Annotated in this window: 25 protein-coding genes; 17 read left to right on the top strand and 8 right to left on the bottom strand. The window is 68.3% G+C overall.

Annotation, left to right across the window (positions count from 1 at the left end):
• Positions 1–33: 33 nt before the first annotated feature.
• A complete protein-coding gene (locus HD594_RS07075; RefSeq protein ID WP_184750274.1) occupies positions 34–1,416 on the bottom strand; it encodes a DUF222 domain-containing protein in 1,383 nt (460 codons plus the stop codon).
• Between the two features lie 313 nt (positions 1,417–1,729).
• Between HD594_RS07075 and HD594_RS07070 the strand changes: the two genes are divergently transcribed.
• The 5 genes from HD594_RS07070 to HD594_RS07050 all read left to right on the top strand — a co-directional run bounded on the left by HD594_RS07070 (position 1,730) and on the right by HD594_RS07050 (position 5,510).
• Positions 1,730–2,266, top strand: coding sequence for an NADPH-dependent FMN reductase (locus tag HD594_RS07070; RefSeq protein WP_184750273.1), 537 nt, complete (start codon positions 1,730–1,732; stop codon positions 2,264–2,266).
• Between the two features lie 34 nt (positions 2,267–2,300).
• Positions 2,301–2,825 (top strand): flavin reductase family protein, encoded by a 525-nt coding sequence (locus HD594_RS07065; RefSeq protein WP_184750272.1) that lies wholly within the window; start codon positions 2,301–2,303, stop codon positions 2,823–2,825.
• 127 nt (positions 2,826–2,952) lie between these two features.
• Entirely contained in the window at positions 2,953–3,576 is a 624-nt protein-coding gene (locus HD594_RS07060) for a nucleotidyltransferase domain-containing protein (protein ID WP_184750271.1), read from the top strand.
• Positions 3,573–3,962, top strand: a complete 390-nt coding sequence (locus HD594_RS07055) for a hypothetical protein (RefSeq protein ID WP_184750270.1) — start codon at positions 3,573–3,575, stop codon at positions 3,960–3,962. Before HD594_RS07060 ends, HD594_RS07055 begins: the two co-directional genes overlap by 4 nt.
• A gap of 123 nt (positions 3,963–4,085) precedes the next feature.
• Positions 4,086–5,510, top strand: a complete 1,425-nt coding sequence (locus tag HD594_RS07050; protein ID WP_184750269.1) for an NtaA/DmoA family FMN-dependent monooxygenase — start codon at positions 4,086–4,088, stop codon at positions 5,508–5,510.
• Here the strand turns inward: HD594_RS07050 and HD594_RS07045 are convergent.
• A complete protein-coding gene (locus HD594_RS07045; protein WP_184750268.1) occupies positions 5,437–6,585 on the bottom strand; it encodes a heparan-alpha-glucosaminide N-acetyltransferase domain-containing protein in 1,149 nt (382 codons plus the stop codon). The two genes, HD594_RS07050 and HD594_RS07045, sit on opposite strands and share 74 nt — an antisense overlap.
• Positions 6,586–6,692: 107 nt before the next feature.
• On the bottom strand, positions 6,693–7,280 hold the full coding sequence (locus HD594_RS07040; protein ID WP_184750267.1) for a CGNR zinc finger domain-containing protein: 588 nt from the start codon (positions 7,278–7,280) through the stop codon (positions 6,693–6,695).
• Between the two features lie 359 nt (positions 7,281–7,639).
• On the opposite strand from HD594_RS07040, the gene HD594_RS07035 reads away from it, so the two are divergent.
• Genes HD594_RS07035 through HD594_RS07025 form a run of 3 tightly spaced genes read left to right on the top strand, consistent with a single transcriptional unit; the run spans position 7,640 to position 10,245 of the window.
• Entirely contained in the window at positions 7,640–8,563 is a 924-nt protein-coding gene (locus HD594_RS07035) for a transporter substrate-binding domain-containing protein (RefSeq protein ID WP_184750266.1), read from the top strand.
• Between the two features lie 10 nt (positions 8,564–8,573).
• On the top strand, positions 8,574–9,488 hold the full coding sequence (locus tag HD594_RS07030; protein WP_184750265.1) for an amino acid ABC transporter permease: 915 nt from the start codon (positions 8,574–8,576) through the stop codon (positions 9,486–9,488).
• Entirely contained in the window at positions 9,481–10,245 is a 765-nt protein-coding gene (locus HD594_RS07025) for an amino acid ABC transporter ATP-binding protein (protein ID WP_184750264.1), read from the top strand. Before HD594_RS07030 ends, HD594_RS07025 begins: the two co-directional genes overlap by 8 nt.
• A gap of 76 nt (positions 10,246–10,321) precedes the next feature.
• Here the strand turns inward: HD594_RS07025 and HD594_RS07020 are convergent, their stop codons facing one another.
• On the bottom strand, positions 10,322–11,092 hold the full coding sequence (locus tag HD594_RS07020; protein WP_184750263.1) for an SDR family NAD(P)-dependent oxidoreductase: 771 nt from the start codon (positions 11,090–11,092) through the stop codon (positions 10,322–10,324).
• 218 nt (positions 11,093–11,310) lie between these two features.
• Here HD594_RS07020 and HD594_RS07015 point away from each other — a divergent pair, with 218 nt between their 5' ends.
• Entirely contained in the window at positions 11,311–12,603 is a 1,293-nt protein-coding gene (locus HD594_RS07015) for a flavin-containing monooxygenase (RefSeq protein WP_271171189.1), read from the top strand.
• Positions 12,600–12,755: a hypothetical protein gene (locus HD594_RS07010; RefSeq protein WP_184750261.1), complete on the top strand. Its 156-nt coding sequence runs from the start codon at positions 12,600–12,602 to the stop codon at positions 12,753–12,755. The genes HD594_RS07015 and HD594_RS07010 overlap by 4 nt, the downstream gene beginning before the upstream one ends.
• Positions 12,756–12,881: 126 nt before the next feature.
• Here HD594_RS07010 and HD594_RS17395 read toward each other — a convergent pair whose 3' ends face one another.
• Positions 12,882–13,541: a VanZ family protein gene (locus HD594_RS17395; RefSeq protein ID WP_246413907.1), complete on the bottom strand. Its 660-nt coding sequence runs from the start codon at positions 13,539–13,541 to the stop codon at positions 12,882–12,884.
• Between the two features lie 227 nt (positions 13,542–13,768).
• On the opposite strand from HD594_RS17395, the gene HD594_RS17680 reads away from it, so the two are divergent.
• Positions 13,769–13,900: a hypothetical protein gene (locus HD594_RS17680; RefSeq protein ID WP_271171190.1), complete on the top strand. Its 132-nt coding sequence runs from the start codon at positions 13,769–13,771 to the stop codon at positions 13,898–13,900.
• Between the two features lie 99 nt (positions 13,901–13,999).
• Here the strand turns inward: HD594_RS17680 and HD594_RS07000 are convergent, their stop codons facing one another.
• On the bottom strand, positions 14,000–14,317 hold the full coding sequence (locus tag HD594_RS07000; RefSeq protein ID WP_184750260.1) for a hypothetical protein: 318 nt from the start codon (positions 14,315–14,317) through the stop codon (positions 14,000–14,002).
• A gap of 251 nt (positions 14,318–14,568) precedes the next feature.
• Between HD594_RS07000 and HD594_RS06995 the strand changes: the two genes are divergently transcribed.
• The 3 genes from HD594_RS06995 to HD594_RS06985 all read left to right on the top strand — a co-directional run bounded on the left by HD594_RS06995 (position 14,569) and on the right by HD594_RS06985 (position 17,302).
• Positions 14,569–15,888 carry a hypothetical protein gene (locus tag HD594_RS06995; protein ID WP_184750259.1) on the top strand — a complete coding sequence of 440 codons (1,320 nt, stop codon included), beginning with the start codon at positions 14,569–14,571 and terminating at the stop codon, positions 15,886–15,888.
• A gap of 202 nt (positions 15,889–16,090) precedes the next feature.
• Positions 16,091–16,996, top strand: coding sequence for a hypothetical protein (locus tag HD594_RS06990; protein WP_184750258.1), 906 nt, complete (start codon positions 16,091–16,093; stop codon positions 16,994–16,996).
• A 3-nt stretch (positions 16,997–16,999) separates the two neighbouring features.
• Positions 17,000–17,302: a hypothetical protein gene (locus HD594_RS06985; protein ID WP_184750257.1), complete on the top strand. Its 303-nt coding sequence runs from the start codon at positions 17,000–17,002 to the stop codon at positions 17,300–17,302.
• A 91-nt stretch (positions 17,303–17,393) separates the two neighbouring features.
• Here HD594_RS06985 and HD594_RS06980 read toward each other — a convergent pair whose 3' ends face one another.
• On the bottom strand, positions 17,394–18,152 hold the full coding sequence (locus tag HD594_RS06980; RefSeq protein ID WP_184750256.1) for a dienelactone hydrolase family protein: 759 nt from the start codon (positions 18,150–18,152) through the stop codon (positions 17,394–17,396).
• A gap of 92 nt (positions 18,153–18,244) precedes the next feature.
• On the bottom strand, positions 18,245–19,153 hold the full coding sequence (locus HD594_RS17840) for a CPBP family intramembrane glutamic endopeptidase (RefSeq protein ID WP_184750255.1): 909 nt from the start codon (positions 19,151–19,153) through the stop codon (positions 18,245–18,247).
• A gap of 53 nt (positions 19,154–19,206) precedes the next feature.
• Here HD594_RS17840 and HD594_RS06970 point away from each other — a divergent pair, with 53 nt between their 5' ends.
• The 3 genes from HD594_RS06970 (at position 19,207) to HD594_RS06960 (ending at position 22,707) form a co-directional block, all read left to right on the top strand.
• Positions 19,207–19,800 (top strand): arsenate reductase/protein-tyrosine-phosphatase family protein, encoded by a 594-nt coding sequence (locus HD594_RS06970; RefSeq protein WP_184750254.1) that lies wholly within the window; start codon positions 19,207–19,209, stop codon positions 19,798–19,800.
• Between the two features lie 290 nt (positions 19,801–20,090).
• Positions 20,091–21,671: a sugar transferase gene (locus HD594_RS06965; RefSeq protein WP_184750253.1), complete on the top strand. Its 1,581-nt coding sequence runs from the start codon at positions 20,091–20,093 to the stop codon at positions 21,669–21,671.
• Between the two features lie 43 nt (positions 21,672–21,714).
• Complete coding sequence (locus tag HD594_RS06960; RefSeq protein WP_221446572.1) at positions 21,715–22,707, top strand: UDP-glucuronic acid decarboxylase family protein; 993 nt, start codon at positions 21,715–21,717, stop codon at positions 22,705–22,707.
• The last annotated feature ends 12 nt before the right edge of the window (positions 22,708–22,719 follow it).

Genomic DNA, 22,719 nt, shown 5'->3' with positions numbered 1-22,719 from the left:
GGCGGTTCGTCGCCCGGTGGATGGAGTTCGAATTCATCGCCACCGCTGCGGGTGATCCGCCACCCGCCGTGGTGCAGAGCCATGTGATGGTAGCGACAGAGCAGGATTCCGCGATCGACGTCGGTCTTCCCGTCGGCGGCGGCCCATCCGTCGATGTGGTGCTTCGCAGTACGACGCGGGCCGGTCGCAGCTGCGCCACCGGCATCCGCCGTCGCGCACGGCGAGCGCGATCCGCTGCTTCGCCGAGAACAGACGCGATTCCCGCCCCAGGTAGAGCGGATTCCCGCCGGAATCGGTGATGACCTCGGTGTAGCCGAGGTCGCACCCTCGCCGGGCGACCAGCCAAGCCGGCAGCGTCGCGCCATCCTCCTCGAGGTGCCCGACGGCGGCGGGCGATTCGACGCTCTCGGCCATGATCACCATCCGCACCCCCGCCTGCCGCGTGCCGAACACCTGCTTGGCGTCGGCCAGAGCGCCCGCGCGCAGCACATCGATGAAGAGGTCGTAGGCCAGTTGCTCGTTGGTTCGCGGGTCGGCCACGAGGTCGTCGGCCCGGCTCTTCTCCTCGGCGTCGACGAAGCGGGGCCCACCCCGCCGGGGGCGCAGGCCTGCGTCCAGGATTGCGGCCGCCCACGCACCGCCTTCGTCGTCGAACGCGATCGACGCGCGGCGCACGCCGTCGCTGTCGGTGTAGAGCCGGAACGACCGACCCGTGTTGCGCTCGTCGAACCGGCGCTGCGCGCCTTCCGGGTCGAGGATGTCGCGGATCGACCGCGCCGCCTTGGCGAGTTCTTCGATGGTCCGGTTCGGAGCCTCGGCAACCAGCCTCTCCACCGCCAGCGACCACGCCTCGCGTGCATCGTCGGCCGACGATTCCACCGGCGCGCCCAGACCGCGCACGATCGCATCGTGCTGCGCGTTCGTGATCGTGCCGGTGATCAGCGCATCGTCGGCGGGGGCCCGCCACGTCCGCGCTGTCTGCGGATCCTCGGTCTGACGGGCGATCAGCGCGTCGACGTCCTGTTCGCCGCCCGTGGTCTGGGGCTCGTCCGACCCGGCCGACTCCGCCGCGGCGCCTAACACGAGCGACTCGCCGACACGAACCGCCTTCGTCGCCTCGGCCCGCGTCGACCCGGTGATCTCCTGCACCAGCGACTCGGGCGTGCGGTGCCCGCGCGTCTGGGCCGCTCCGGCGTGACCACGGTCGCGCGTCGACGCGGCGGCGACGACGCCCGCTGCGGTGGTTCGCAGCAGCTCGAGCGAACGGATCGCCTCGGTGACGTCGGTCATCATCTCGACCGCGGCGTCAGCCCCCAGCCCCACGACGCGCGCCGGCACTCCGGCGACGTCCACATCCTCACCGAACGTGGCTCGCACGCGGCCGATCGCCGCCTCGAGATCGGTGAAAATGAGCATGCTTCACGCTATCGCGACCCTCGGACATTAGTACTGATGTTCCCCGCAACCGCCCGCGCGTGCCATACAGCAGGGCGCGGCGAGCGCGACAAGACGGGCGAGGGGGGCGGATGCCGCCGCGCGCGGCATCCGCCCCCTTCACACGCCCGAAACACGCGTGGGGCATACTGGGCCGTGCAGCGTAAGCCGTTGTGGGCGCTCCGGGCCAAAAGAACCTGGCGGCGTGTGGAGGAGTCGTGTGCTCCACAGCCCAGAGCTACGTGGACTCGCGACATCTCCGTTCCCTGTCAATCGGTACGGATGTGAGCAGCAGATGTCGTTGAAAGTCATGGTCGTGGTCGGCAATCCCAAGCCGGCGTCGCGCACGCGCAAGGTCGCGGAGCTTCTCGTCGCGAAGCTCCTGACGCCGGGCGCGTACGAGCTCGAGGTCATCGATCTCGCCGATCACACCGACGAGATCTTCGCGTGGCCCTCGGAGAAGATGGCGGCGATGAACGCGGCCGTCGCTGAGAGCGACCTGGTCGTGTTTGCCTCGCCGACGTACAAGGCGACCTACACAGGTCTGCTCAAAGCCTTCCTCGACCGGTATCCGGCGAACGGCCTGGCGGGGGTCACCGCGATCCCGCTGCACACCGGCGCGGACTTCGTCCACGCCATGGGTCCGACCTTCACGCTGTCTCCGCTGCTGGTGGAACTCGGCGCGACCGTGCCCGGTCGCGGGTTCTACCTGTCGCTGAGCCAGATGGACAAGCTCGAGGAGGTCGTCGACACCGCCGTGGCGGAGTACACCGCGAACCTCGCCGGGCTCGCCAAGGTCCACGCGGCGACGACGACACCCGCTCACGTCTGACCGATTGCATCAACACAGATAAGGAGGAACACATATGTCGCAGTCCGTCACCCCGCCCACACCCATCGACGCCCGCCTCTTCCGCGACACCCTCGGCCACTACGCCTCGGGCATCACCATCGTCTCGGGCCTCGAAGGCGACGAGCCGATCGGCTTCACGTGCCAGTCGTTCTACTCGGTCTCGATCGACCCGCCGCTGGTCTCGTTCAGCGTCATGAAGACGTCGACGACCTATCCGCGCATCGCCGCCGACGGCAAGTTCGCCGTCAACGTGCTCGCGCACGACCAGGACCGCATCTCGAACCAGTTCGCCCGCAAGGGCACCGACAAGTGGGCCGGCATCGACTGGCAGCCCGCCGCGTCGGGCAACCCGATCATCGCCGACACCCTCATGTGGGTCGACTGCGAGATCTGGGCCGAGCACGAGGCCGGAGACCACCTGATCGTGATCGGCAAGGTCGTCGAGATGAGCCCCGCCGAGTGGCACCAGCGCGAGCCGCTCCTCTTCTTCAAGGGCGGGTACCGACACCTGCGGGAGCTGGATCAGCTAGCCGGCTGACCGGGAGTCACGTCGAGCGACTGGCGCGGGGGCGCGCACCGCTCTACTGAGGTCCGACCCTTGCTCTGCAGTAGCACTTTTCTGCGTTCAAGCACATTTTTGTGTGTTCAACGCTATGATTCTACGCATGGAGCTCCAGCATCCGCTCGCCGTCGTCACCGCCGGTGTCGACGGCGAGGTGCTTAATGCGTTGGCGTCGACGACGTCCGGCCTCACTGTCCCGCAGCTGGTCGCCGTCATCGGCGCGCGGTCGCCGGCAGGGATCCGCCGATCGCTGGAACGTCTGACGACCCAAGGGATCGTGACGCGTCAGGTCGTGGGCAGGACTCAGCTCTTCTCTCTCAATCGCGAGCACCTCGCCGCAGGCGCGATTCGCGATCTGGCCGGACTGCGTTCGAGGTTTCTCGAGCGCCTGCGCACGACGGTCGCGGCTTGGCCTGAGCCGCCCGTCTTCGGAGCGATCTATGGTTCCGCCGCCCGTGGCGAGATGCACGCAGACAGCGACATCGATCTGCTGCTCGTCCGCCCCCCGGGGGTGGGCGACGATCAGTGGACTTCCCGACTCGCCCAGCTGACGTCGCAGGTGACGCAATGGACCGGGAACGACGCCCGGATCGTCGACATGGACGAGAGCGAAGCTGCCGCCCGACGTGACTCCGAGTTCCTCCGCAACATCGTGCGGGACGCGGTCGTCTTTGCCGGTCGAGAAGACTGGCTCGAGCGAGCGGGTCGGGCGGGGCACGCGGCATGACTCCACGCGCGAAGCGAACTGTCACGTGCTCCCCCGTGGAGCGGGCGGGTCGCCAGGCGCGAGCCGAGGAATTCTGGCAGTCCGCAGAAGATCTCCGCGAGCTCGACGACGGCTCGAACGCCGTGCTGTCCCTCTACGTGCTCGCCGGCATCGCCGCGTCCGATGTCGTCTGCTGCGCGCGACTGGGCGAGTACTCGAAGTCCGAGAACCACGCCGACGCGATCGGTCTCCTCCGGCGAGCCGATCCCTCACTCGTGCCACCGCTTCAGCGGCTGCTCAGCAGAAAGAGCGAGTCCGCATACGGTGTCGCACCGATGTCGGCCACGCGGGTCACCGAGGCGCGCAGTGCGGCCGACAAGCTGGTCCGCGCCGCTCGCCGCCTCTAGCTGGTCTGCGCCCCTCGTCACCTCGCCGAAACAGGCCGCGCCTACGGTTGACGTGCTCGCTCCGTTCGCCAGGGCCGTCGCGTGGAGCGCGAGCGCAGATCCGAACAGAGACGGAGCCCGCAGATGCACACCGCCGCCCCCGAGCCGACCGACGCGGCCCCCAAGACCCTCCACTTCGGCGTCTTCGAAGTCACCGCACCCCAGGTGGGCGGCACGTACAGCTGGCCGCATCCGCGCAGCAGCAGCATCGACTTCCTCGATCCGCAGCACTGGATCCGCATCGCCCGCGTGCTCGAGGACACCGGGTTCGACTTCCTCTTCTTCGCCGACGGGTACGGCTACCCGATGATCGACGGCGACGTCGACCCGGTGGCGGTCGAGAAGGGCATCAACTTCTCGGGGGTGGACCCGGCGTTCGTCATCCCGATCCTGGCGCAGCACACCGACACGCTCGGGTTCGTCGTGACGCAGTCCACGGGACTCGACCACCCCGCGCAGATGGCGCGCCGCTTCTCGACGCTCGACCACCTCACGGGCGGCCGCATCGGCTGGAACATCGTCACGGGCGCGTCGCAGAACGCCGTCGCCGACCTGTTCGGGCACACCGAGATGGTCGCCCACGACACCCGCTACGCGATGGCGGCCGAATACGTCGAGCTGGCGTGCCGGTTCTGGGAGCAGGCATGGGACGACGACGCCCGCGTCGCCGATCGCGAGTCGGGGCTGTACGCCCGGCGCGACGGCATCCACCGCATCGTCTACGACGGGGAGCACTACCGGTCGCGCGGCTACTTCGGCGCTCCCCCGTCGCCGCAGCGCACTCCCGTCCTGTTCCAGGCGGGCACCTCGCCCGCCGGCCGCGCGTTCGCAGCGAACCACGCGGAGTGCGTGTTCGTGCAGGCGACGACCCCCGCGCGGACCGGCGCCGCGGTGGCCGACATCCGCCGTCTCGCCGCCGAAGCGGGGCGCGATCCGCAGGCGCTGAAGCTCATGGCCGGGCTCACCGTGTTCGTCGCCGACACCGAGGAGCAGGCGCGCGCGTACGAGGCCGAGTTCGACGCCATGCAGACCGACGAGATCGTCGCGTCGCTGTACGCGGGGAACACCGGCATCGACCTGCTCGCCCTGGACCCCGACCGCACGCTCCACCAGGTGCTCGACGCGGGCGGCCCGATCGGCCAGATGGGCACGAGCAACATCGACCGATTCCTCGGCGACGACGCCCCCACGGTGCGCGAGATCCTGGATCAGCTGCGCGGCCGCGGCACCCGCGGCTTCCGCATCGTCGGCGATGCGGCGCAGGTCGCGGACCAGATCGAGAGTCTCATCGCCGACACCGACCTCGACGGCTTCCTCATCGAGCCGGTCTTCCCGCCCAGCGACCTCGAGGACTTCGGTCGCCTCGTCATGCCGATCCTGCGCGAGCGCGGCCGCCTGCGCGACAGCGAGGCGGGCAGCACGCTTCGGGCGCGGATCACGGAACGGCCGGGGAACGATCGGCTGGGCGCCGGGCATCCGGTGCTCGTGCGCGATCGCGTCGCGCCCTGACGGTCCGCCCCGCCGTGATCGCCGCCCACACCGCGACGACGAACACCACCGAGGCGATCACGGCCGAGACCGGGTCGAGCGTCGTGAGAAGCGGATGCAGCAGCACCAGCGCGGCATTCCCGCCGGCGAACGCCAGCAGCGAGGAGCTGCCGAAGGGTCCCGGCGGCCGCCCGCGCGTGATGCCCCACTTCTCGACGACCACGTAGCAGAGCCCCAGCACGGTCATCGCGGCGAGGAACCCGAGCACGAAGTATCCCCAGTGGTTGGTCTGCCGCAGCACCGAGATGTCGATCCAGCCGGCGATCGTCTCGCCGACGCCGCGCTGGGCAACGAGGACGACGGCGGCGACGAGTGCCGCGACGATCAGACCGCCGGCCTCGAGCACGACGCGCCGCGGAACCTCTCCGCGCAGCTTCGCGCTCACGACCTGCCCGATCACCATGCCCGCCGCGACGAGCGCGAGCCCGTGGAACATCGACGGCCCGGCGCCGAAGCCGATGCCGAACACGGTCGACAGGAAGCGCGAGTTGCGGTCGATCATCGAGTCGATGAGTTCGGCGATCGGCCACCACGACAGGCACACGAGCAGCACCCCGAGCGGGCCGATCCGGTTGCGCAGCGGGATGAGCACCAAGCATGCGAGGCACGCGAACGCGTAGAACGCGAGGATGGCGCCGAACGGGACCGCTTGGCGCAGGGTGAGTCGGCGCAGGAGATCCGACCACGCCAGCCCGCCGGCGAGGACCCCCGCCAGCGCGACGAGCGCGTACCCGCCGTAGCACTGCAGCGCTCGCTTGAGCAGCGCCCGGCGCACCTGGACCTTCTCGCCCGCCTGCCACCGGCGCACGTGCACCAGTTCGACGGCGACGCCGAAGATCACGAGGAACGTCGGCGTCCCTGCGCGGACGACGACGAGGAGGGCATCCCACAGCCCGTCCGGCGCTGGCGCCGCCCATCCGCCGAGCATGTGCATCGCGTGCGAGAACAGCACCAGCGCGATGGCCGCACCGCGGGCGCGGTCGACGTATTCAGCGCGCGCACGCGTCACCGGAACGGCCGTGGCCCGGGTCTCCACAGAAGCGACTCTAGCGAGTCCCGCGCCAACCGGAGTGCGGTGTCCGCAGCCCGCCCGTCAACCGCCGTCGCAGACCGAACCGCCCCGGCAGGCCGACGCCGCGCGCGTCATTCGCCGGATGCCGCCCCCGCCGCCGCCCCGACCTGCTGCCGGCGGGCGCGATAGCGCGCGGCGTGCAGCCGGTTGCCGCACGTCTGGCTGTCGCAGTACCGGCGGGATGCGTTCTTCGAGACGTCGATGAAGACCTTGTCGCAGCCGTCGCCGTCGCACGTGCGGAAGCGGTCCGTCTCGCGCGTGGTGAGCAGGCGCGCGAGACCGATCGCCGTCAGCGCGGTGAGCTTCGACGAGAACGACGCGTCGTCCATCGTGTAGTGGAAGTGGGGGGCTTCGTCGCCCTCATGCGTTGCGAGCTGCGGCGTGCTGCCGGCCGAGATGAGCAGCGCATTGACGAGATCCAGGCGCTCCTGCTCATCGTCGTGGCGGAGGAACTCCTCGAGCCTGCTGCGCAGAAGCCTGATCTCGACGTCCTCGGCGCGCGTGCGCTCGGGCGAATAGGACAGGGCATTGTCGGCCACGATCGCATCGAGCGTCGCCGGGTCGTCGAGCAGCTCGTACTCGCCGGAGCGGCGCGCCGAGGAGTTCATGAGCTGGGTGATGACACCGAACGCGGCTCGTACGTCAGTCTCAAACAACATATGGATAGTGATCCTCTCCCGCGTCCACCGACTGCCGCACGCCGGATTCGCTCAGGTTGTCAATATAGCTTCGATCCTGATCCCGACGACCCGCCTGTGGAACACCACACGTGGCTCGATGCTCTCTGACGGCGTCAGAAGTGCTGGGCTCACGCTAGCCCCGCAGTACCCAGCACATCGCCGTCAGTCTCAAAAGCTATTTCGATCATGTTTCCATCCTGAAAACAGTCGCCGCAAGTGGTCATCTCACGTTGCAGCACACCTGTTCGGTCATTAGCTTTTGTTCAAATGACCCTGACACGGGGATTACCCGACCTCCCTCTCATCCCCGGGTCGAAGCATCGAACAGGAGACACGGCATGAGCACCATCCACACTCGCTTCACCCGGCGAGCCTGGACCGCACTGGGCGTCGCGGGCGTCGCGACTCTCGCACTCGCAGGCTGCGCGAGCACCGCGAGCGAGGCGGCCGAGGAGTCCATCGTCCCCGCCGCCGATCAGGGCGCACTGCTCGACAGCGTGCCCGAGGAGTTCGCCGACGGCATCACCGTCGCGACCCAGGCCGACATCGCCCCGCTGACCTACACCACCGACGAGGGCGACGTCGTCGGCTTCGACCAGGACCTGCTCGCCGCGATCTCGGACGTCCTCGGCGTCGAGATCACCGTCGAGCCCGTGACCTTCGAGAACCTGATCCTCGGACTCGAGTCGGGCACCTACGACTTCGTCGGCGACACCACCATCAAGAACGAGCGCCTCGAGAAGTACGACATGCTCTCGTACCTCACCTCGTCGTACAGCGTCGCGACGCTCGCGAGCGCCCCGGCGCTCGGCGACGATGTCACCGCCCTGTGCGGCACCTCGATGGGCGTCGTCACCGGCGAGCTCATCAGCGACTACGTCCAGACGGCGATCGACCCCGAGTGCGAGGCCGCCGGCCTCGAGCCGGTCGGTCTCACCGAGTACAAGGACTTCGCCTCGAACGTCCTCGCGGTCCAGAGCGAGAACGTCGAGGGCATGATCGTCGACACCATGACGTTCGGGTACTTCCAGAGCGGCGACGCCGGCGCCGACTTCGCGTTCAACGGCCCCAGCCGCATGACGCTGTCGGACTCGGGCTACTCGTTCCTGCAGACCCAGGAGCAGGTGCTCGCGCCGGTCATCCAGGAGGCCCTGACCCTGCTGGTGTCCGACGGCGTCTACGCCGAGCTGCTCGACAAGTACGGCCTGACCGAGTCGGGCATCGAGGGCGACCCGGTCCTCAACCCCGAAGCAACCATCTAAGGAGCCTTCCATGGCAGTCCTCGAAACGGGGACGACCGATGCGAAGCGGCTGGCCTTGGCCGAGCTCAACACTCGGCCGAGGCCGGCCTACGGTCGGTACGTCGCTGCAACCGTCGCGGTCGTCGCCGCGGCGCTGTTCATCTGGAGCCTCGCGATCAACGAGGCGGTCGACTGGAGCATCGTCGGCCGCTACCTGTTCAACAAGCGCATCCTCGACGGTGTCGTGGTCACCATCCAGATCACCGCGCTGTCGCTTCTGCTCGGGTTCTCGAGCGGTCTCGTCATCGCCCTCATGCGCCTGTCGGACAGCAGGATCCTGCAGACCCTCGCCACCGTGTGGGTGTGGTTCTTCCGCGCCGTCCCGGTGCTGGTGATCCTGATCCTGGTCAACAACATCGCCCTGCTCTACCCCGAACTCGGCATCGGGCTGCCGGGACTTCCGATGATCATCGGCGTCGATACGAACGCCGTCATCTCGCCGTTCCTCGCCGCCGTCGTCGCCTTCGGCGCGAACGAGGGCGCGTACGCCTCCGAGATCTTCCGCGCGTCGATCAAGAGCGTCCCCACGGGGCAGTTCGAGGCGGCCAAGGCGCTCGGCATGGGCTCCACCCGCATGTACTGGCGCATCGTGCTGCCGCAGGCGATGCGGATCGCGGTGCCGCCGCTGAGCAACAACACGATCAACATGCTCAAGAACACGTCGCTCGTCTCGTACATCGGCGTCTCCGATCTGCTCTACACGGCGCAGTCCATCTACGCGCAGAACTACGAGGTCATCGCCCTCCTCCTGGTGGCGTGCCTCTGGTACCTGCTGCTGGTCAGCATCCTGAGCGTCGCCCAGAGCATGATCGAGCGCCGGCTCGGCTTCGACCGCAAGAAGAAGCAGAAGGCCGTCCTGAGCTCGGAGGTGACCTCGAATGCCTGAGACTCTTCTCGAAGCGGTGGGCGTGACGAAGCGATTCGGTGACGACACCGTCCTCGACCACGTCAACCTCACCGTGAACAAGGGCGACATCGTCTGCCTGCTCGGCCCGTCCGGCGCGGGCAAGACGACGCTCCTGCGCTGCCTGAACCACCTGGAGAAGCCCAACTCGGGTGCGGTCTTCCTGGACGACGAGCTGCTCGGCTACCGCCGGGTCGGGGACTCGCTCATGGAGCTCCCGCCACGCCTCATCGCGCGCCAGCGACAGCGGATCGGCATGGTGTTCCAGTCGTTCAACCTGTTCCCGCACATGAGCGCGCTCGAGAACGTGATCGAGGCGCCGACCAGGATCGCGCGGGTGCCCAAGGCCGAGGCCGTGGCGTACGCGCGCGAGCTGCTGGACTCGGTCGGGCTCCTCCACAAGGCCGACTCGATGCCGCACGAGCTGTCGGGCGGCCAGCAGCAGCGCGTCGCGATCGCGCGCGCGCTGGCGATGCGCCCCGAGGTCGTGCTGTTCGACGAGCCGACCTCGGCGCTGGACCCGGAGTTCGTCGGCGAAGTGCTGCAGGTGATGCAGAAGCTCGCCGAGCAGGGCACCACCATGGTCATCGTCACCCACGAGATCGGGTTCGCCCGCGAGGTGTCGGCGCGCGCGGTCTTCATGGAGAAGGGGCGGATCCTCGAAGAGGGCACCGTCGAGTCGCTCACCGACTCCCCCAGGCACGAGCGCACGCGCGACTTCTTCGCGAAGGTCCTCTGACCGGCACCGAGCCGCGTCACGCGACACGAGGGGCGGGAGCACATCATGCGCGCTCCCGCCCCTCGTCGTCCCGCGGCTATTGCGCGGTGTACCCGCCGTCGGCGGCCAGCACCGCGCCGGTGATGAAGGACGCGCGGTCGGACAGCAGGAAGACGACCGGCTCGGCGATCTCCTCGGGCGCGCACGCCCGCCCCATCGGATGCGACGAGAGGATGCCGTCCCGAGCGGCTTCGGGGTCGGGGAGCCCGGCGAGGTACCCGTCGAGGAACTCGCCGCCGATCGACCCCGGCGAGACCGCGTTGCAGCGGATGCCTTCGCCGGCCAGGTCGACCGCCAGCTGCTTCGTCAGCATCTTCACGGCGCCCTTCGATGCGCAGTAGGCCACCTGCCCGGCGAGCCCGACTTCGCCCGAGATGGACGTGATGTTCACGATGGAACCCCCGCCGTGACGCCGGAAGCGCTCCACCGCCAGCTTGGCTCCGAGGAACGCACCGCGCGCGTTCACCCCCATCGCCCGGTCGAAGTCCTCGACCGACACCTCGTCGATCGCGCCCACGACCATGAGCCCGGCGTTGTTGACGACGCCGTCGACGCGCTCCCACTCCTGCTCGGCGAGGTCGAACGCGGCCCTGAAGGACTGCTGGTCGGCGACATCGACGCGGATGCCGCGAGCCTCGCCACCGGCATCCGTGATCCGCCGCGCGGTCTCGACCGCACCGGCCTCGTCGAGGTCGGCGACCACGACTCTGGCGCCCGCCGCCGCGGCACGCTCGCAGATCGCCCTGCCGGCTCCGCGAGCGCCGCCGGTGACGACGATCACCCTCCCCTGCAAGTCCTGCTGCTGCATCCTGTCTCCGTCTTCTCCGGTGAGGGGCGCGCTCGCGCGGAGGTCCCGCGACCGCACGCCCACTGGTGACTATCAAAAAGATGAAAGCCAATGATTGTGAACGCGGTGTTACGCCCTGTAAAGCATTGAGTCACTATCTAAAATAATTTGACTCCTGAGCCACGCGCTGGTTAGCGTCGAGGCAGGCAATCGTTGTGTGCGAGAAAGTAGAGACCGAAATGACGGCAAGGATCCGCGTCTGCGTGGTCGGAGCGGGTGTGACCGGACTGGTCGCCATCCGCGAGCTGGTGGATGCAGGCTGCGAGGTGCAGGCATACGAGCGCACCGACGACGTCATCGGCGTCTGGGCGGATGTGTACGACTCGGTCCAGCTGCTCACGCCGCGCGAGGCGACGTCGTTCCGCGGCTACCCGATGCCCGAGTCCTACCCCCAGTTCCCGACCGGCGAGCAGTACCGGCAGTACATCCGCTGGTTCGCCGACGCGGCAGGCCTGCGCCAGTACATCTCGTTCAACACCGAGGTCGTCGCCACGACGCCGATCAACGGCGGCACCGACGGCTGGTCGGTCGAGCTCGCCGACGGCACCGTCGAGCACTTCGACGTCCTCGTCGCCGCGCACGGCCACCTGCGGGCAGCCCGCATCCCCGAGTACCCGGGCACCTTCACCGGCAAGCAGCTGCACACGTCGCAGTACCGCAATCAGGACGACTTCGAAGGCGAGCGTGTGCTCGTCGTCGGATCGGGCAACTCGGCGTGCGACATGGTCACCGACGCGATCGCGTCGGGCCGCAGCGCCATGATGTCGCTGCGGTCGGGCACGTGGTTCGTGCCGCAGTCGTTCTTCGGCACGCCCCGCGGCAACCTCGACTTCCTCAAGCACGTGCCCTTCGGCACCCTCGACGACTTCAACCGCTTCCTGGTGAAGGCGACGGTCGGCGTGCCGAGCTCATACGGTTTCCCCGAGCCCGCGAACGACGACTGGGCCTCGACGCCGCCGACCTTCAGCACGCTCATCCCCTACTGGGCACAGCGCGGTCGCGTGCGCGCCGTCCCCGAGATCGCGCGGTTCGCCGGCGACCTGGTTCACTTCACCGACGGATCGGTCGAGAAGGTCGACACCATCATCTGGGCGACCGGCTACCGCGCTCCGGTGCCCTTCGCGCCCGAGGGCGTCGTGAGCGAGATCGGCGGATTCCCCGCCCGCATCGTCGGCGGTCTCATCTCGGCCGACGCCGACAACTTCTACTACTCGGGCATGTGCAGCCCCCGCGGCGGCGCCCCGCACAACTACGGCCTCGGCGCCCAGACGATCGCGAAGCTCGTGCTCGCCCGCGCCGCCCTGGGCGAGCGCCTGAGCGAGACCGTGTTCGCCGGCGAGACCCCCAGCGGCCGCATGGACTGGCTGCTGCCGGTCTGGATCAAGGAGCTCGAAGCCGCCGAGGCACGCCTCGACGCCGCCCTTGCGGATGCCGCGCAGCAGGACGCGGAGCAGGAGCTGCTGAGCGCGTGACCCCGCGCGTCTCCGGCCCCATGACGGCAGCGCCGGGCACGCTCCGCGCTAACCCGAGCCGCCCCGTCTCGGCGGGCGATGCGCGCCCTGTCGCCGAGAGCCCTCAGCCGGCGCTCGCGACCTCGGCCGTCGTGATCCTCGGATACGACTGATCCGAGCGGCCGGCCGACCATACTTCGCGGCGGTGACGCAGCCTCATCCGCGTCACCGCCGCGAATCCATGCCTGCAGGAGAGACGGATCGGCGCAGCAGTTGTCAATCTGAAGAGACTTCGATCGTCAATCTGAAGGCGTCCGCCGCCGCCACCACTCCGCGCCCTCGACGATCAGCAGTCCCACACACGCGCCGGTGACGTTCGCGACGATGTCGAGCACGCTCGGCACGCGCGCCGCCAGCAGCAGCGCCTGCACCGACTCGATCGACACCGTCGTCACGACCGCGATCGGCACGATCAGGTAGCGCCGGGTGAGCAGCAGTGCCAGCAGGGCCCCGAGCGGCACGAAGTAGAGGATGTTCGCGGCGAACTCGACCCGGTTGATCGTGACGGGAGGGATCACGCGGCCGACGGCATCGATCCACGGCCGCGCGCCCTGGTCGACCGGGGTCGGCCATACCGCGATCAGCACGAGCGCGATCGCGTAGGCGGCGAGCGCCCACATCGCGATGCGCCGGACGTCCCACGTCGCGATGCGGCGGACGTCCCACGTCGCGATGCGGCGGATGTCCCACGCACGGGGTCCCGCGGCCGCGCGGGCCGCGGCATCCACCTTCCCGGCCGCGGACGGTCGGGCCCCGACGGTCGGCGCCGGCACGGGCATCGGCGGCCGTGGAGGCACCGCAGCGGCGCGAACCGGCAGCGGCGGCCGCGGCGGCACGACGATCCCGGCGGGCTCGTCCCCGCGCTGCACGGGCGTCGCTCGCCCCGTGTCCTCGGTCATGCGGCCTCCCCGATATCGGGCGCCGCGACCTCGCCGCGCGTGTGGAGCGAGCATAGCCGAGCCGCCGCATCCTGACACCGCTGGAGTTCTCGGCACGCGATGCAAGCCGCCGGATGCCGATTGGCCCGCACACCCCGATCCACGGGCGCCGGATTGGCCCGCGACATCCGCCGTGGCCTGCGCTTGCCTGGACGCACGTCAACGCATTCGGCGAAAGGAGCGGTGCCGTGTTCATTCTGGTTCTGCTGGGAGTCCTCTCCCTCGCGGGTGTGGTCGCGTCGATCGCCGCGTTCCGCACCGACGGCTACGGGCGCGTCCCGACCCGCACCGGCTACGACACCCGGGCGCCGGCGCCCTGAGCATCAGCAAAGACGTGCAGGCCGCTCGCGTTCATTCACGGGCGGCGCTGCATCGTCCGCGCGCAATGGGCGAACTCGTCCTACGATGCACGCTTCGGGTCAGCCTGGCTCCGACACCGGGATGACACCGACATGGCGGATCGCGACCTCGGTGATGTCTTGACCGACATCGAAGAAGTCCTGCACTCCGACGGGGGTGAGGGCGGCGCCGCCGACGGCGGGCTCGACCTCGGTCAGTGCGAGATGCAGGCGCCCCGGCGTCGGATTGATCCCGCCATTGGTCACCTCGATCCCCACTTCGAATCCGGTCGTGGGGCACGTTCCCGTGCCGATGACTCGGATGTGCCGGCTCTCGCCGGTGTAGATCGCAAACGCTTCGAAGTCCTCCACGGACCACGAGCAAGACAGGCCATCCATGAGCAATCAATACACCCTCCGGCTGGCCGCACGCCATAGGTATGCGCGTTGCAGCTCGGCAGGCGGAACTCTTCTTCCGTCGGCCTATGGACCGACCGCACGGTTGGCTGTAGCTTGAGCGCAGATTCGGTCATTGTCGACGCGAAGGCGGGGGCGATATGCGCGACGAGATCTTGTATCGACTTCTCGTGCCGGACGGCCCGGAGCACCGGAGAACCGAGAGGGATGCACCATCCGAGCCACGGGCAAGGATGCTCTTCGACGGCGCCCGGGCACTGCAAGTCTCACGACCCGGACTGCAGGAGCCATCGCTGATTCCGAGCGCCGACGGCGCGATCGCCGAGATCCTGCTCGTGCTGCCGGACTGGGCCGTCACGCGCCCCGAGTTCGCGCAGGGATACCGATCGGTCATCGGCGAGTTGCGCCGCGGCACGCGCTTCGTCGTCGTGCACCAAGACGAACTCGACCTGATCTCCGGCTGGTTCACGGCCGCCGGCCATCACCTCGACCAGGTGACGTTCGTTCCCGTCCCCGGGTACGTCTCCTTGACCGATTGGGCAGAGGACGCCTACGTCGCTCTGCAGGACAGCGACTCCCCGCAGACGATCCTCATGGAGCCGTGGACGTTCGCGCGTTCCGGGGACGCGCTGATCGCCCAGTACGTGCAGGACTTCGCGGGCATCCCCGCGAGCCAGGCGCCGCTCATCTTCCAGGGCGGCAACATCCTGATCGGCGACTCGTTCTGGCTGCTCGGGCGCGACTACGTGGCCGAGTCGGCGGAACTGTTGGACTCACCGCGCCCGCCGGTGAAGGCGCCCGGTCAATCCATCGCTGAGACGCTTCGGAACCTGTTCAACCAGTACCTCGATGCCAACCGCGAGCTGCTGACGCTGGGGACGTCCCGGCCGATCCCGCTGCGGGAGTACTATGCGACGCGGTCCGAGCGCGGGTACACGCTCGACGCCCCGTCGGGCGGCGTCGGTGCGTTCCAGCCGATCTTCCACATCGACATGTTCGTGACACTCCTCGGGCGTGGCGAAGACGGTGCGTACGAGGTGACCGTCGGCAGTCCGCGCCTTGCGGACGAGGTGCTCGGCACCGTGTCCCCCTACGCGCTCGACGATGTGTACGACGCGATCGCGGGGGCGCTTGCATCGGCCGGCATGACCGTCAGTCGCAACCCGCTCGTGCACCGCCCGACCTTCGTCGAAACGCGAACTCTGTCTGAGGTCGACGAGGCTGCCGCCAAGCGCGACTCTGAGGACCTGCGGCTCGCGGCGGCCGAGCTGCGCCGCCTCGGCGCGGCGGCCGACGATGTCATCCATGTGCGCGACTGGCATCACATCACCTGGAACAACTGCCTCGTCGAGAACAGCGAGAGCGTGGGCAAGCACGTCTACATGCCCACCTACGGCGCCTCGAACCCCGATCTCGCCCCGATCGACGACGAGATGGAGCAGTGGTGGACCTCACGCGGCTTCACCGTGCACCGGCTCGCCGACTTCAGCTCGTTCGCCGAGCGCCAGGGCGTCGTGCACTGCATCAAGAAGTACCTCGCGCGGTCGGCGTAGGTGGGTCCGTCAGCGACGGGCTCGGTGACGACGGTCACCGACTATTTCCACCAAACCCTGCATTTCACTGTACAGTGAAACTGTGCGAGCAAATGAAGAGATGGCGGCTGCCGCCATCCGGCGTGTGCTTCCACCGGGCGCCGAGATGACGGAGTGGTTCGCCCCCGAGGCCGACTTCATGGTCGGATTCGCCGCGCACAGGGTGCCGATCGACATCACGTGGGCGGGGGCGGGCTACCCCCGTGACGTCAAGCGCGCCCTGGGCGAGCGCCCGCCGGGCCGCGAGGCAGAACTCGTCGTCGTGGCGAAGGAGTTCTCCGAGGGTTCCCGGGAACTGCTGTCCTCTCTTGGCGTCAGCTGGGTCTCGATGACGGGCTCCGCATCCCTTCGACTCGGCCCGATCTGGGTGGACCGGCAGGAGGTTCCGCCCAAACCCGCTCCACTCGCGCCATCCCCGCAGACATGGACTGCGGCCGTCTCAGAAGTCGCCGAAGTATGTCTCGCCGATCGCATCCACGGCGGCGAGCGGGTCCCCCGCGTGGAGGATCTGTCTGCTCGAACCGGCCGTTCGTTCGGCACCGTCTCGCGTGCTCTGCGGATGTTCGATGCCTCGCAGTGGACCGGGATCGCAGCAGAAGCGCATCGCGACGGGTCCCGGCGCGTGTGGATCGACCCGTCGGACATGCTGGACAGCTGGGCGGCGTATCAGCGCGACCACCGGACCGCCATCGCGTGGTTCCACACGCTGAGCGACGACCTCGATGTGATCGCCCGCCGACTGGAGGATGCACTCGGCCGGATCGCTATCACGGGCGGCTACGCCGCAGGCCTGCTGGCCCCATTTGCGACTGCCGTGACATCCGTCCGCTGCTACACACGCGACGAGCACATTCAGCCCGACGCGCTGCGCGAGGCCGGGCTGACACCCGTCGCGCGTCCGAGCCGCGTGGGCGTGTCGGTGGCTGGGCCGAGTATCCTGGGCGAGTCGTCGCGACACGACGGGCTCACAATCGCCTCGCCGGTACGCGTCTACGCCGATGTACTCACCGAGGGCGTCCGGGGCGAGGATCTCGCCGACCACCTGCGCACGCACGCGATCGGCTTCTGATCCATGACCGAGCAGCCGCGATCTCGCGAGGCGCGCGCACGTGCTGAGACTGCACTGGCCGCACTCCTCGATGCCACAGGGGAGCATTGGCGCGAGATCGTCGTGATCGGCGGGCTGGTGCCCGATGTCATCGCGCCGGGCGCCGTCGCACATCAGGGGACCGCCGACGTCGACGTCATGCTCGACCTCGCTCTCGTGTTCGACAGAGACGAGCAGGACTTCGGCTGGCTGGAGCAAGCCCTCACCGCGGTCGCCGCGTTCAGCGCAGCGTTCGAACCAGCGATGGACGATCGCAGTAATCCGTGACGCCGAGGGTCCGCCGTCTGCATCCCGCGGCCCCTCCGCGCGAGCGTCTGGCCATCATCGGTGAGATCGCCTCGCTGACCCTGTGCACTCGTCAGGCGGGCCCATCCCCCAGCCGCTCCGCGAGAAACTCCCGCACCTCGGCGATCGCGCGGTCGCTCGCATCCGGCCCGGTCAGCGTGGAGTGGGAGCGCCACCGGGGCTTGGCGAGGGTCGTCACGACGATGCGGTCCTTCAGCAGCTTCTTCGCCGCGGCCGCCTTGGAGGCCGGCGCCATCGCGTCGCATCCGAACCGGTACGCACGGACCCGCAGATCGGGATGCTCCTCCAGCGCGTCGCGGTCGTCCTGAGACAGTCCCAGCCCTCCGACCGGGAACAGCGGTGCCGCGTGCTGAGCCACGACGGCCGCGGCGACGGCTTCGTCCACGGCGAGCGCGAGCGCGTACCCACCGCTGAAGCACATCCCGATCACGCCGTACCGGCCCTGCGGGGCGAGGTGCTGCGCGGCGAACGCCTTCAGCCATCCGGTGGATCGGCTGGCGGCGCCGCTTCCGAACATGTGCACCTCGCGTCGCACGCAGACCTCGCGCGCACTGCCGATGAAGCCCGGATCGCCGTCCCTGCCCAGGATCGAGGGGACGAAGACCCGGAAGTCCGCCGACAGCGTGTTCGCGAGCCTCTCAAGGTGCCTGTCGATCCCGGGCAGCTCGTGCAAGAGGAGCACTGCCGGGCGCGACGGCGGATGCTTCTCGTGCTCGGCCTCGTAGAAGACGTGGGTCCGCCCGTCGTGCTCGAAGATGTCGCGACGCCAGCCTTCGGGGCACCAGAGTCGGTCGGTCGGTGAATCCGTCATCGCGCGCAACCCCTGTCCGCTGCCTTCCGAGAGCGATGCGATGAACAGTAGCGGCGCGATGCTCGCGAGGGACAGTCCCGGGGGTCGCCGATCTACCCCAGCCACGTCCCCGCAAGTGCCAGCACCACGAAGCTCGCGTTGTACACGACGTGCACCAGCACCGCACCCCAGATGCGCCCCGTCAGGAGCACCAGCGCCGAACACACCACACCGAGCACCGCGACCGACAGCACCTCCCCCGCGCCGTTCGCGCCGACCAGCCAGTGCCCGAGCACGAACAGACCGGTGCTCACCAGCCCGGCCGCGAGCCCCGCGACGAGCTTGCCGAACGGTCGCCGCAGGATCGTGTAGAGCGACACGAGCACGACCGCGCGGAAGAAAAACTCCTCGAGCACCGGCGCCACGACCACCGGGGCGATCAGGTCGGTGAAGACCCACCCGTCGGGCAGCGCCCCGCCGATGGTCGGGTACGACGGCAGCGCGCCGGTTCCCCCGGTGGCGACGTCGATCCACCCCTGGCACGTGCGCACGATGAGCCCCAGCCCGAGCCCCCACACGAGGTCCTTCGGCGAGAACCGCAGCAAGTATGCCGGCCGCGAGCGCAGGAACGCCCACAGGACGGTGCCGCCCATCGCGACCCACAGCACACCCGTGGCGACGAACCCCGATACGGATGCAGGCAGCAGCCGTTCCGCCCCGGCCCCGATCAGGACGCCGGCGCCGAGCGCGAGGATCGCGACCCCGAGCACCAACTCCCGCCATCGGGACGTCGTGCGCCCGCCGAGGCGCCAGTCGGTTCGGCGCGAACTCATCGAGCGTGAACGCCGGGTCGGCGTCTCCTCCGCGGGTTCAGCATCCGAATCCGGCCCGTAGCCGGCCGCCTCCGGCGCCCCCGCGGCGTCAGGATCGCGAAACCTGGCCAGGTCGGCCTGCTCGCCCTCGATCCCACCGTCCCGCACGCCGACGGGCTCATCGAGCTCGTCGGTAGAGTGGGTCGGCACGCGCCATACGCTACCGCCCTCCCGCGCGATCCGAATCACGTCACGGAGCACTCTTGGTCGAGATCCTCACTGTCTGCACGGGCAACATCTGCCGTTCTCCGCTCGCGGAGCTCCTGCTGCGCACGCGCCTGATGGACCTGCACCCGACCGTCTCGAGCGCCGGCACACGGGGTCTCGCCCGCGCCCCGATGACACCCGAGTCGGTCTCCCTCGCCGACCAGCTCGGTGTGCCTGCAGACATCGCCACGCAGCACCGCTCACGGTTCCTGACCGAGCACATGCTCAAGTCTCCCGATCTCATCCTCGCGATGAGCCGCAATCATCGCCGCGTCATCGCCGAACTCGCCCCCACCCGCCTCCGCTCGACCTTCACGGTGCGCGAGTTCGCGCGGCTCGCCGCTGACCTCTCCGACGCCGAGATCATCGAGGCCGCGACGACCGCCGGAACGGACGCCGCGTCCCGCGTTCGCGCCGCCGCAGCCCTCGTCGCCACGCGGCGCGGCATCGCCCCACCGCCGAAGTCGCAGACCGACGACGACGTAACCGACCCGTTCGGCCACTCATGGCAGACCTACGTCAGCAGCGCGAACCAGCTGGTGCCGGCCCTCGACGAGGTGGAGCGGGTCGTGCGAGCGGCGCTCGCCTGACCATCGCCGATGTCCGGCGCAACCGCGTAGGTCTCGCACCTGAGTAGGTTCCTCGAGCGGGTCCTATGCGCGCACCGGGTGACCAGGACGGCCAGACCTTCGCCATCGCTCAGGAAAGCCTCAGCATCCCCGCGACCATCGACTGTGATGAGACGTTGAGTGCCAAACTGGCTGTCCACTTCGCTCACTCCCAATGATCGGCAGGCCATGTGCTGTCAGGTTCCCGTCACGCGCGCGTCACACGACGCCGCTAACCTGCGTGCGGGGCTACATGGGGGAAGGGCCATTACGTGACGTCGAGCCTTGAGAAGGTCGACGCGACACCGACGTCGCGGTCCGACCCGGCAACCGCTCAGACAGACAACGAGCTCGACCCTGGAGTGTCATCTGCCCCGTCCGCGGCGACGAACGAACCTCGTCTTGCCGTGCCCCCCGATGGGTGGCGCAAGCGCTTCGCGCGGCGCCTGTGGATCAGCGACCTGCTCACGCTGATATGGGTCGTCTATGGCACGCAGATCGCATGGTTCGGTCTCGGCAATGCTCAGGTCTCGATGCGCGAGGACCATCGCCTGAGCGACATCTCCTACTGGATGTTCTCGGCGGCCCTGATCGTGCTCTGGATGTGGGTCCTGAGCCTGTCGGACTCACGCAGCGACCGCATCATGGGATCTGGCAATACCGAGTATGTGCGCATCGTGGACGCGAGCATCCGGCTGTTCGGCGTGATCGCGATCGGTGCGTTCCTCTTCCGGGTCGATGTCGCGCGCGGCTTCCTGCTGATCAGCCTGCCGCTTGGCATCTCCGTACTGCTCTTCGAGCGCTGGTTGTGGCGGCAGTGGCTCATCTCACAGCGCCACATCGGCAGGTACTCCGCCAAGGTGCTACTGGTGGGCTCAGATGCGTCGGTCCGCGAGATCGCGCACGAACTCGCGCGCACTCCCAGCGCCGGATACCGCGTCGTCGGCGCCTGTGTCCCGACAGGCCGCGTCGCCGCCACGATCGACGGGACCGACATCCCGATCATGGGCAACGTCAACGCGATCGAACAGGCCATCGCGATCACAGGTGCCGATACCGTCGCCGTTTCCAGCACCGACGAACTGCCCCCGCACAAGGTCAAGCAGATCTCGTGGAATCTCGTTGCCGGCCAGCAGCACCTCGTACTGGCACCGAGCATCATTGACATCGCGGGCCCACGCATTCATACCCGGCCTGTTTCCGGTCTGCCCCTGATCCACGTCGAGACGCCGAGGTTCAGCGTTGGTCAACGGTTCCTTAAGCGGTCGATGGATGTCGTGATCACGACAGCGGGGACCGTCCTGATCAGTCCGGTCCTGGCGTTCCTTGCTATCTCGGTTCGCCTGTCCGGCCCGGGCCCGATCCTGTTCAAGCAGGTGCGCGTCGGCTACCAAGGCCGCGAGTTCACGATGTTCAAGTTCCGGTCGATGGTCGACAACGCCGAGGACCTCCTCGAGGACCTCAAGGACAAGCAGCGGGACGCTGGCAACGAGGTGCTGTTCAAGATGAAGAACGACCCGCGCATCACCTCGATCGGCAGGATAATGCGCAAGTACAGCCTCGACGAGTTGCCGCAGCTGTACAACGTGATCGGCGGCTCCATGTCCCTCGTCGGCCCGCGCCCGCCGCTCCCGTCGGAGGTCGAGCAGTACGCGGATCATGTGCATCGCCGCTTTCTCGCGAAGCCGGGCATGACCGGTCTGTGGCAGGTCTCGGGGCGCTCGATGCTCTCGTGGGAGGAGTCTGTCCGCCTGGATCTTTCCTACGTCGAGAACTGGTCGCTCGTTGGCGACATCACGATTCTGGCGAGGACAGGCAGGGCAGCTCTAGCGCCCGGCGAAACCGCGCACTGAGCGAGCGAGCCAGGATGCAACGTAACGATTGGGAGGCACAGACTTGAGCGAGACCACCGACTTCACAGTGCCCGAGCGAATCCTTGTCACAGGGGGTGCCGGGTTCCTCGGCTCCCACCTCGTCGACCGGTTGCTCGACGACGGGCATGAGGTACTTTGCGTCGACAACTTCTACACGGGCTCGAAGCGCAACATCGTGCACCTCCTGCAGCATCCACGCTTCGAGTTGCTGCGCCACGACGTGACGTTTCCGCTCTATGCGGAAGTTGACCGAATCTACAACCTTGCGTGCCCCGCGTCGCCGATTCATTATCAGCGCGACCCCGTGCAGACGACCAAGACCTCCGTCATCGGCGCAATCAACATGCTTGGGCTGGCCAAACGACTGAAGGTGCCCATCCTCCAGGCCTCTACCTCCGAGGTATACGGCGATCCGGAGGTACACCCTCAGGACGAGTCCTACTGGGGCCGCGTGAACCCCATCGGTCCACGATCCTGCTATGACGAAGGCAAGCGCGCTGCAGAGACCCTGTTCTTCGATTACCACCGGCAGCACCGGACTGACATCAAGGTGATGAGGATCTTCAACACCTACGGGCCGCGCATGGACCCGGCGGACGGTCGCGTGGTTTCGAACTTCATCGTTCAAGCTCTGCGCGGTGAACCGATTACGATCTACGGCGACGGGTCGCAGACACGGTCGTTCTGCTTCGTCGACGACCTGATCGACGGAATGGTTCGACTGATGGCCACTCCGCCTGGGTTCACCGGACCGGTCAACGTTGGGAACCCCGGAGAGTTCACGATGCTGGAACTCGCTGAGGCAGTTCTGCGACTTACAGCGAGCGAATCCGAAATTGAGTTCCTGCCGCTTCCGCAAGATGATCCGAAGCAGCGCCAGCCGGACATTTCTGTAGCGGAAGGAGAGCTCGGATGGCGGCCGCGGATCGACCTCGAGTCCGGCCTCGCCAGCACCGTGGACTACTTCAGGATGCTTCTGTCAGTCGACCCCCGAGCGGTCGAGCGGACGGCATGAGGACCATACCCC

It is taken from the genome of Microbacterium thalassium, from assembly GCF_014208045.1.
GTDB classification, from domain to species: domain Bacteria; phylum Actinomycetota; class Actinomycetes; order Actinomycetales; family Microbacteriaceae; genus Microbacterium; species Microbacterium thalassium.
The sequence above is the reverse complement of the archived record's forward strand: the minus strand, read 5'-3'. Positions and strand labels throughout refer to the sequence as shown.

Bases quoted from the DNA above. Each gene is read 5' to 3' on its own strand.
- HD594_RS07015 (WP_271171189.1), top strand. From the start codon at position 11,311: ATGACGGCAAGGATCCGCGTCTGCGTGGTCGGAGCGGGTGTGACCGGA.
- HD594_RS07065 (WP_184750272.1), top strand. From the start codon at position 2,301: ATGTCGCAGTCCGTCACCCCGCCCACACCCATCGACGCCCGCCTCTTC.
- HD594_RS07025 (WP_184750264.1), top strand. From the start codon at position 9,481: ATGCCTGAGACTCTTCTCGAAGCGGTGGGCGTGACGAAGCGATTCGGT.
- HD594_RS06980 (WP_184750256.1), bottom strand. From the start codon at position 18,152: ATGACGGATTCACCGACCGACCGACTCTGGTGCCCCGAAGGCTGGCGT.
- HD594_RS07055 (WP_184750270.1), top strand. From the start codon at position 3,573: ATGACTCCACGCGCGAAGCGAACTGTCACGTGCTCCCCCGTGGAGCGG.
- HD594_RS06985 (WP_184750257.1), top strand. From the start codon at position 17,000: ATGACCGAGCAGCCGCGATCTCGCGAGGCGCGCGCACGTGCTGAGACT.
- HD594_RS17395 (WP_246413907.1), bottom strand. From the start codon at position 13,541: ATGACCGAGGACACGGGGCGAGCGACGCCCGTGCAGCGCGGGGACGAG.
- HD594_RS07075 (WP_184750274.1), bottom strand. From the start codon at position 1,416: ATGCTCATTTTCACCGATCTCGAGGCGGCGATCGGCCGCGTGCGAGCC.
- HD594_RS07040 (WP_184750267.1), bottom strand. From the start codon at position 7,280: ATGTTGTTTGAGACTGACGTACGAGCCGCGTTCGGTGTCATCACCCAG.
- HD594_RS07000 (WP_184750260.1), bottom strand. From the start codon at position 14,317: ATGGATGGCCTGTCTTGCTCGTGGTCCGTGGAGGACTTCGAAGCGTTT.
- HD594_RS07050 (WP_184750269.1), top strand. From the start codon at position 4,086: ATGCACACCGCCGCCCCCGAGCCGACCGACGCGGCCCCCAAGACCCTC.
- HD594_RS07070 (WP_184750273.1), top strand. From the start codon at position 1,730: ATGTCGTTGAAAGTCATGGTCGTGGTCGGCAATCCCAAGCCGGCGTCG.
- HD594_RS07035 (WP_184750266.1), top strand. From the start codon at position 7,640: ATGAGCACCATCCACACTCGCTTCACCCGGCGAGCCTGGACCGCACTG.
- HD594_RS07020 (WP_184750263.1), bottom strand. From the start codon at position 11,092: ATGCAGCAGCAGGACTTGCAGGGGAGGGTGATCGTCGTCACCGGCGGC.
- HD594_RS07060 (WP_184750271.1), top strand. From the start codon at position 2,953: ATGGAGCTCCAGCATCCGCTCGCCGTCGTCACCGCCGGTGTCGACGGC.
- HD594_RS07030 (WP_184750265.1), top strand. From the start codon at position 8,574: ATGGCAGTCCTCGAAACGGGGACGACCGATGCGAAGCGGCTGGCCTTG.
- HD594_RS06995 (WP_184750259.1), top strand. From the start codon at position 14,569: ATGCTCTTCGACGGCGCCCGGGCACTGCAAGTCTCACGACCCGGACTG.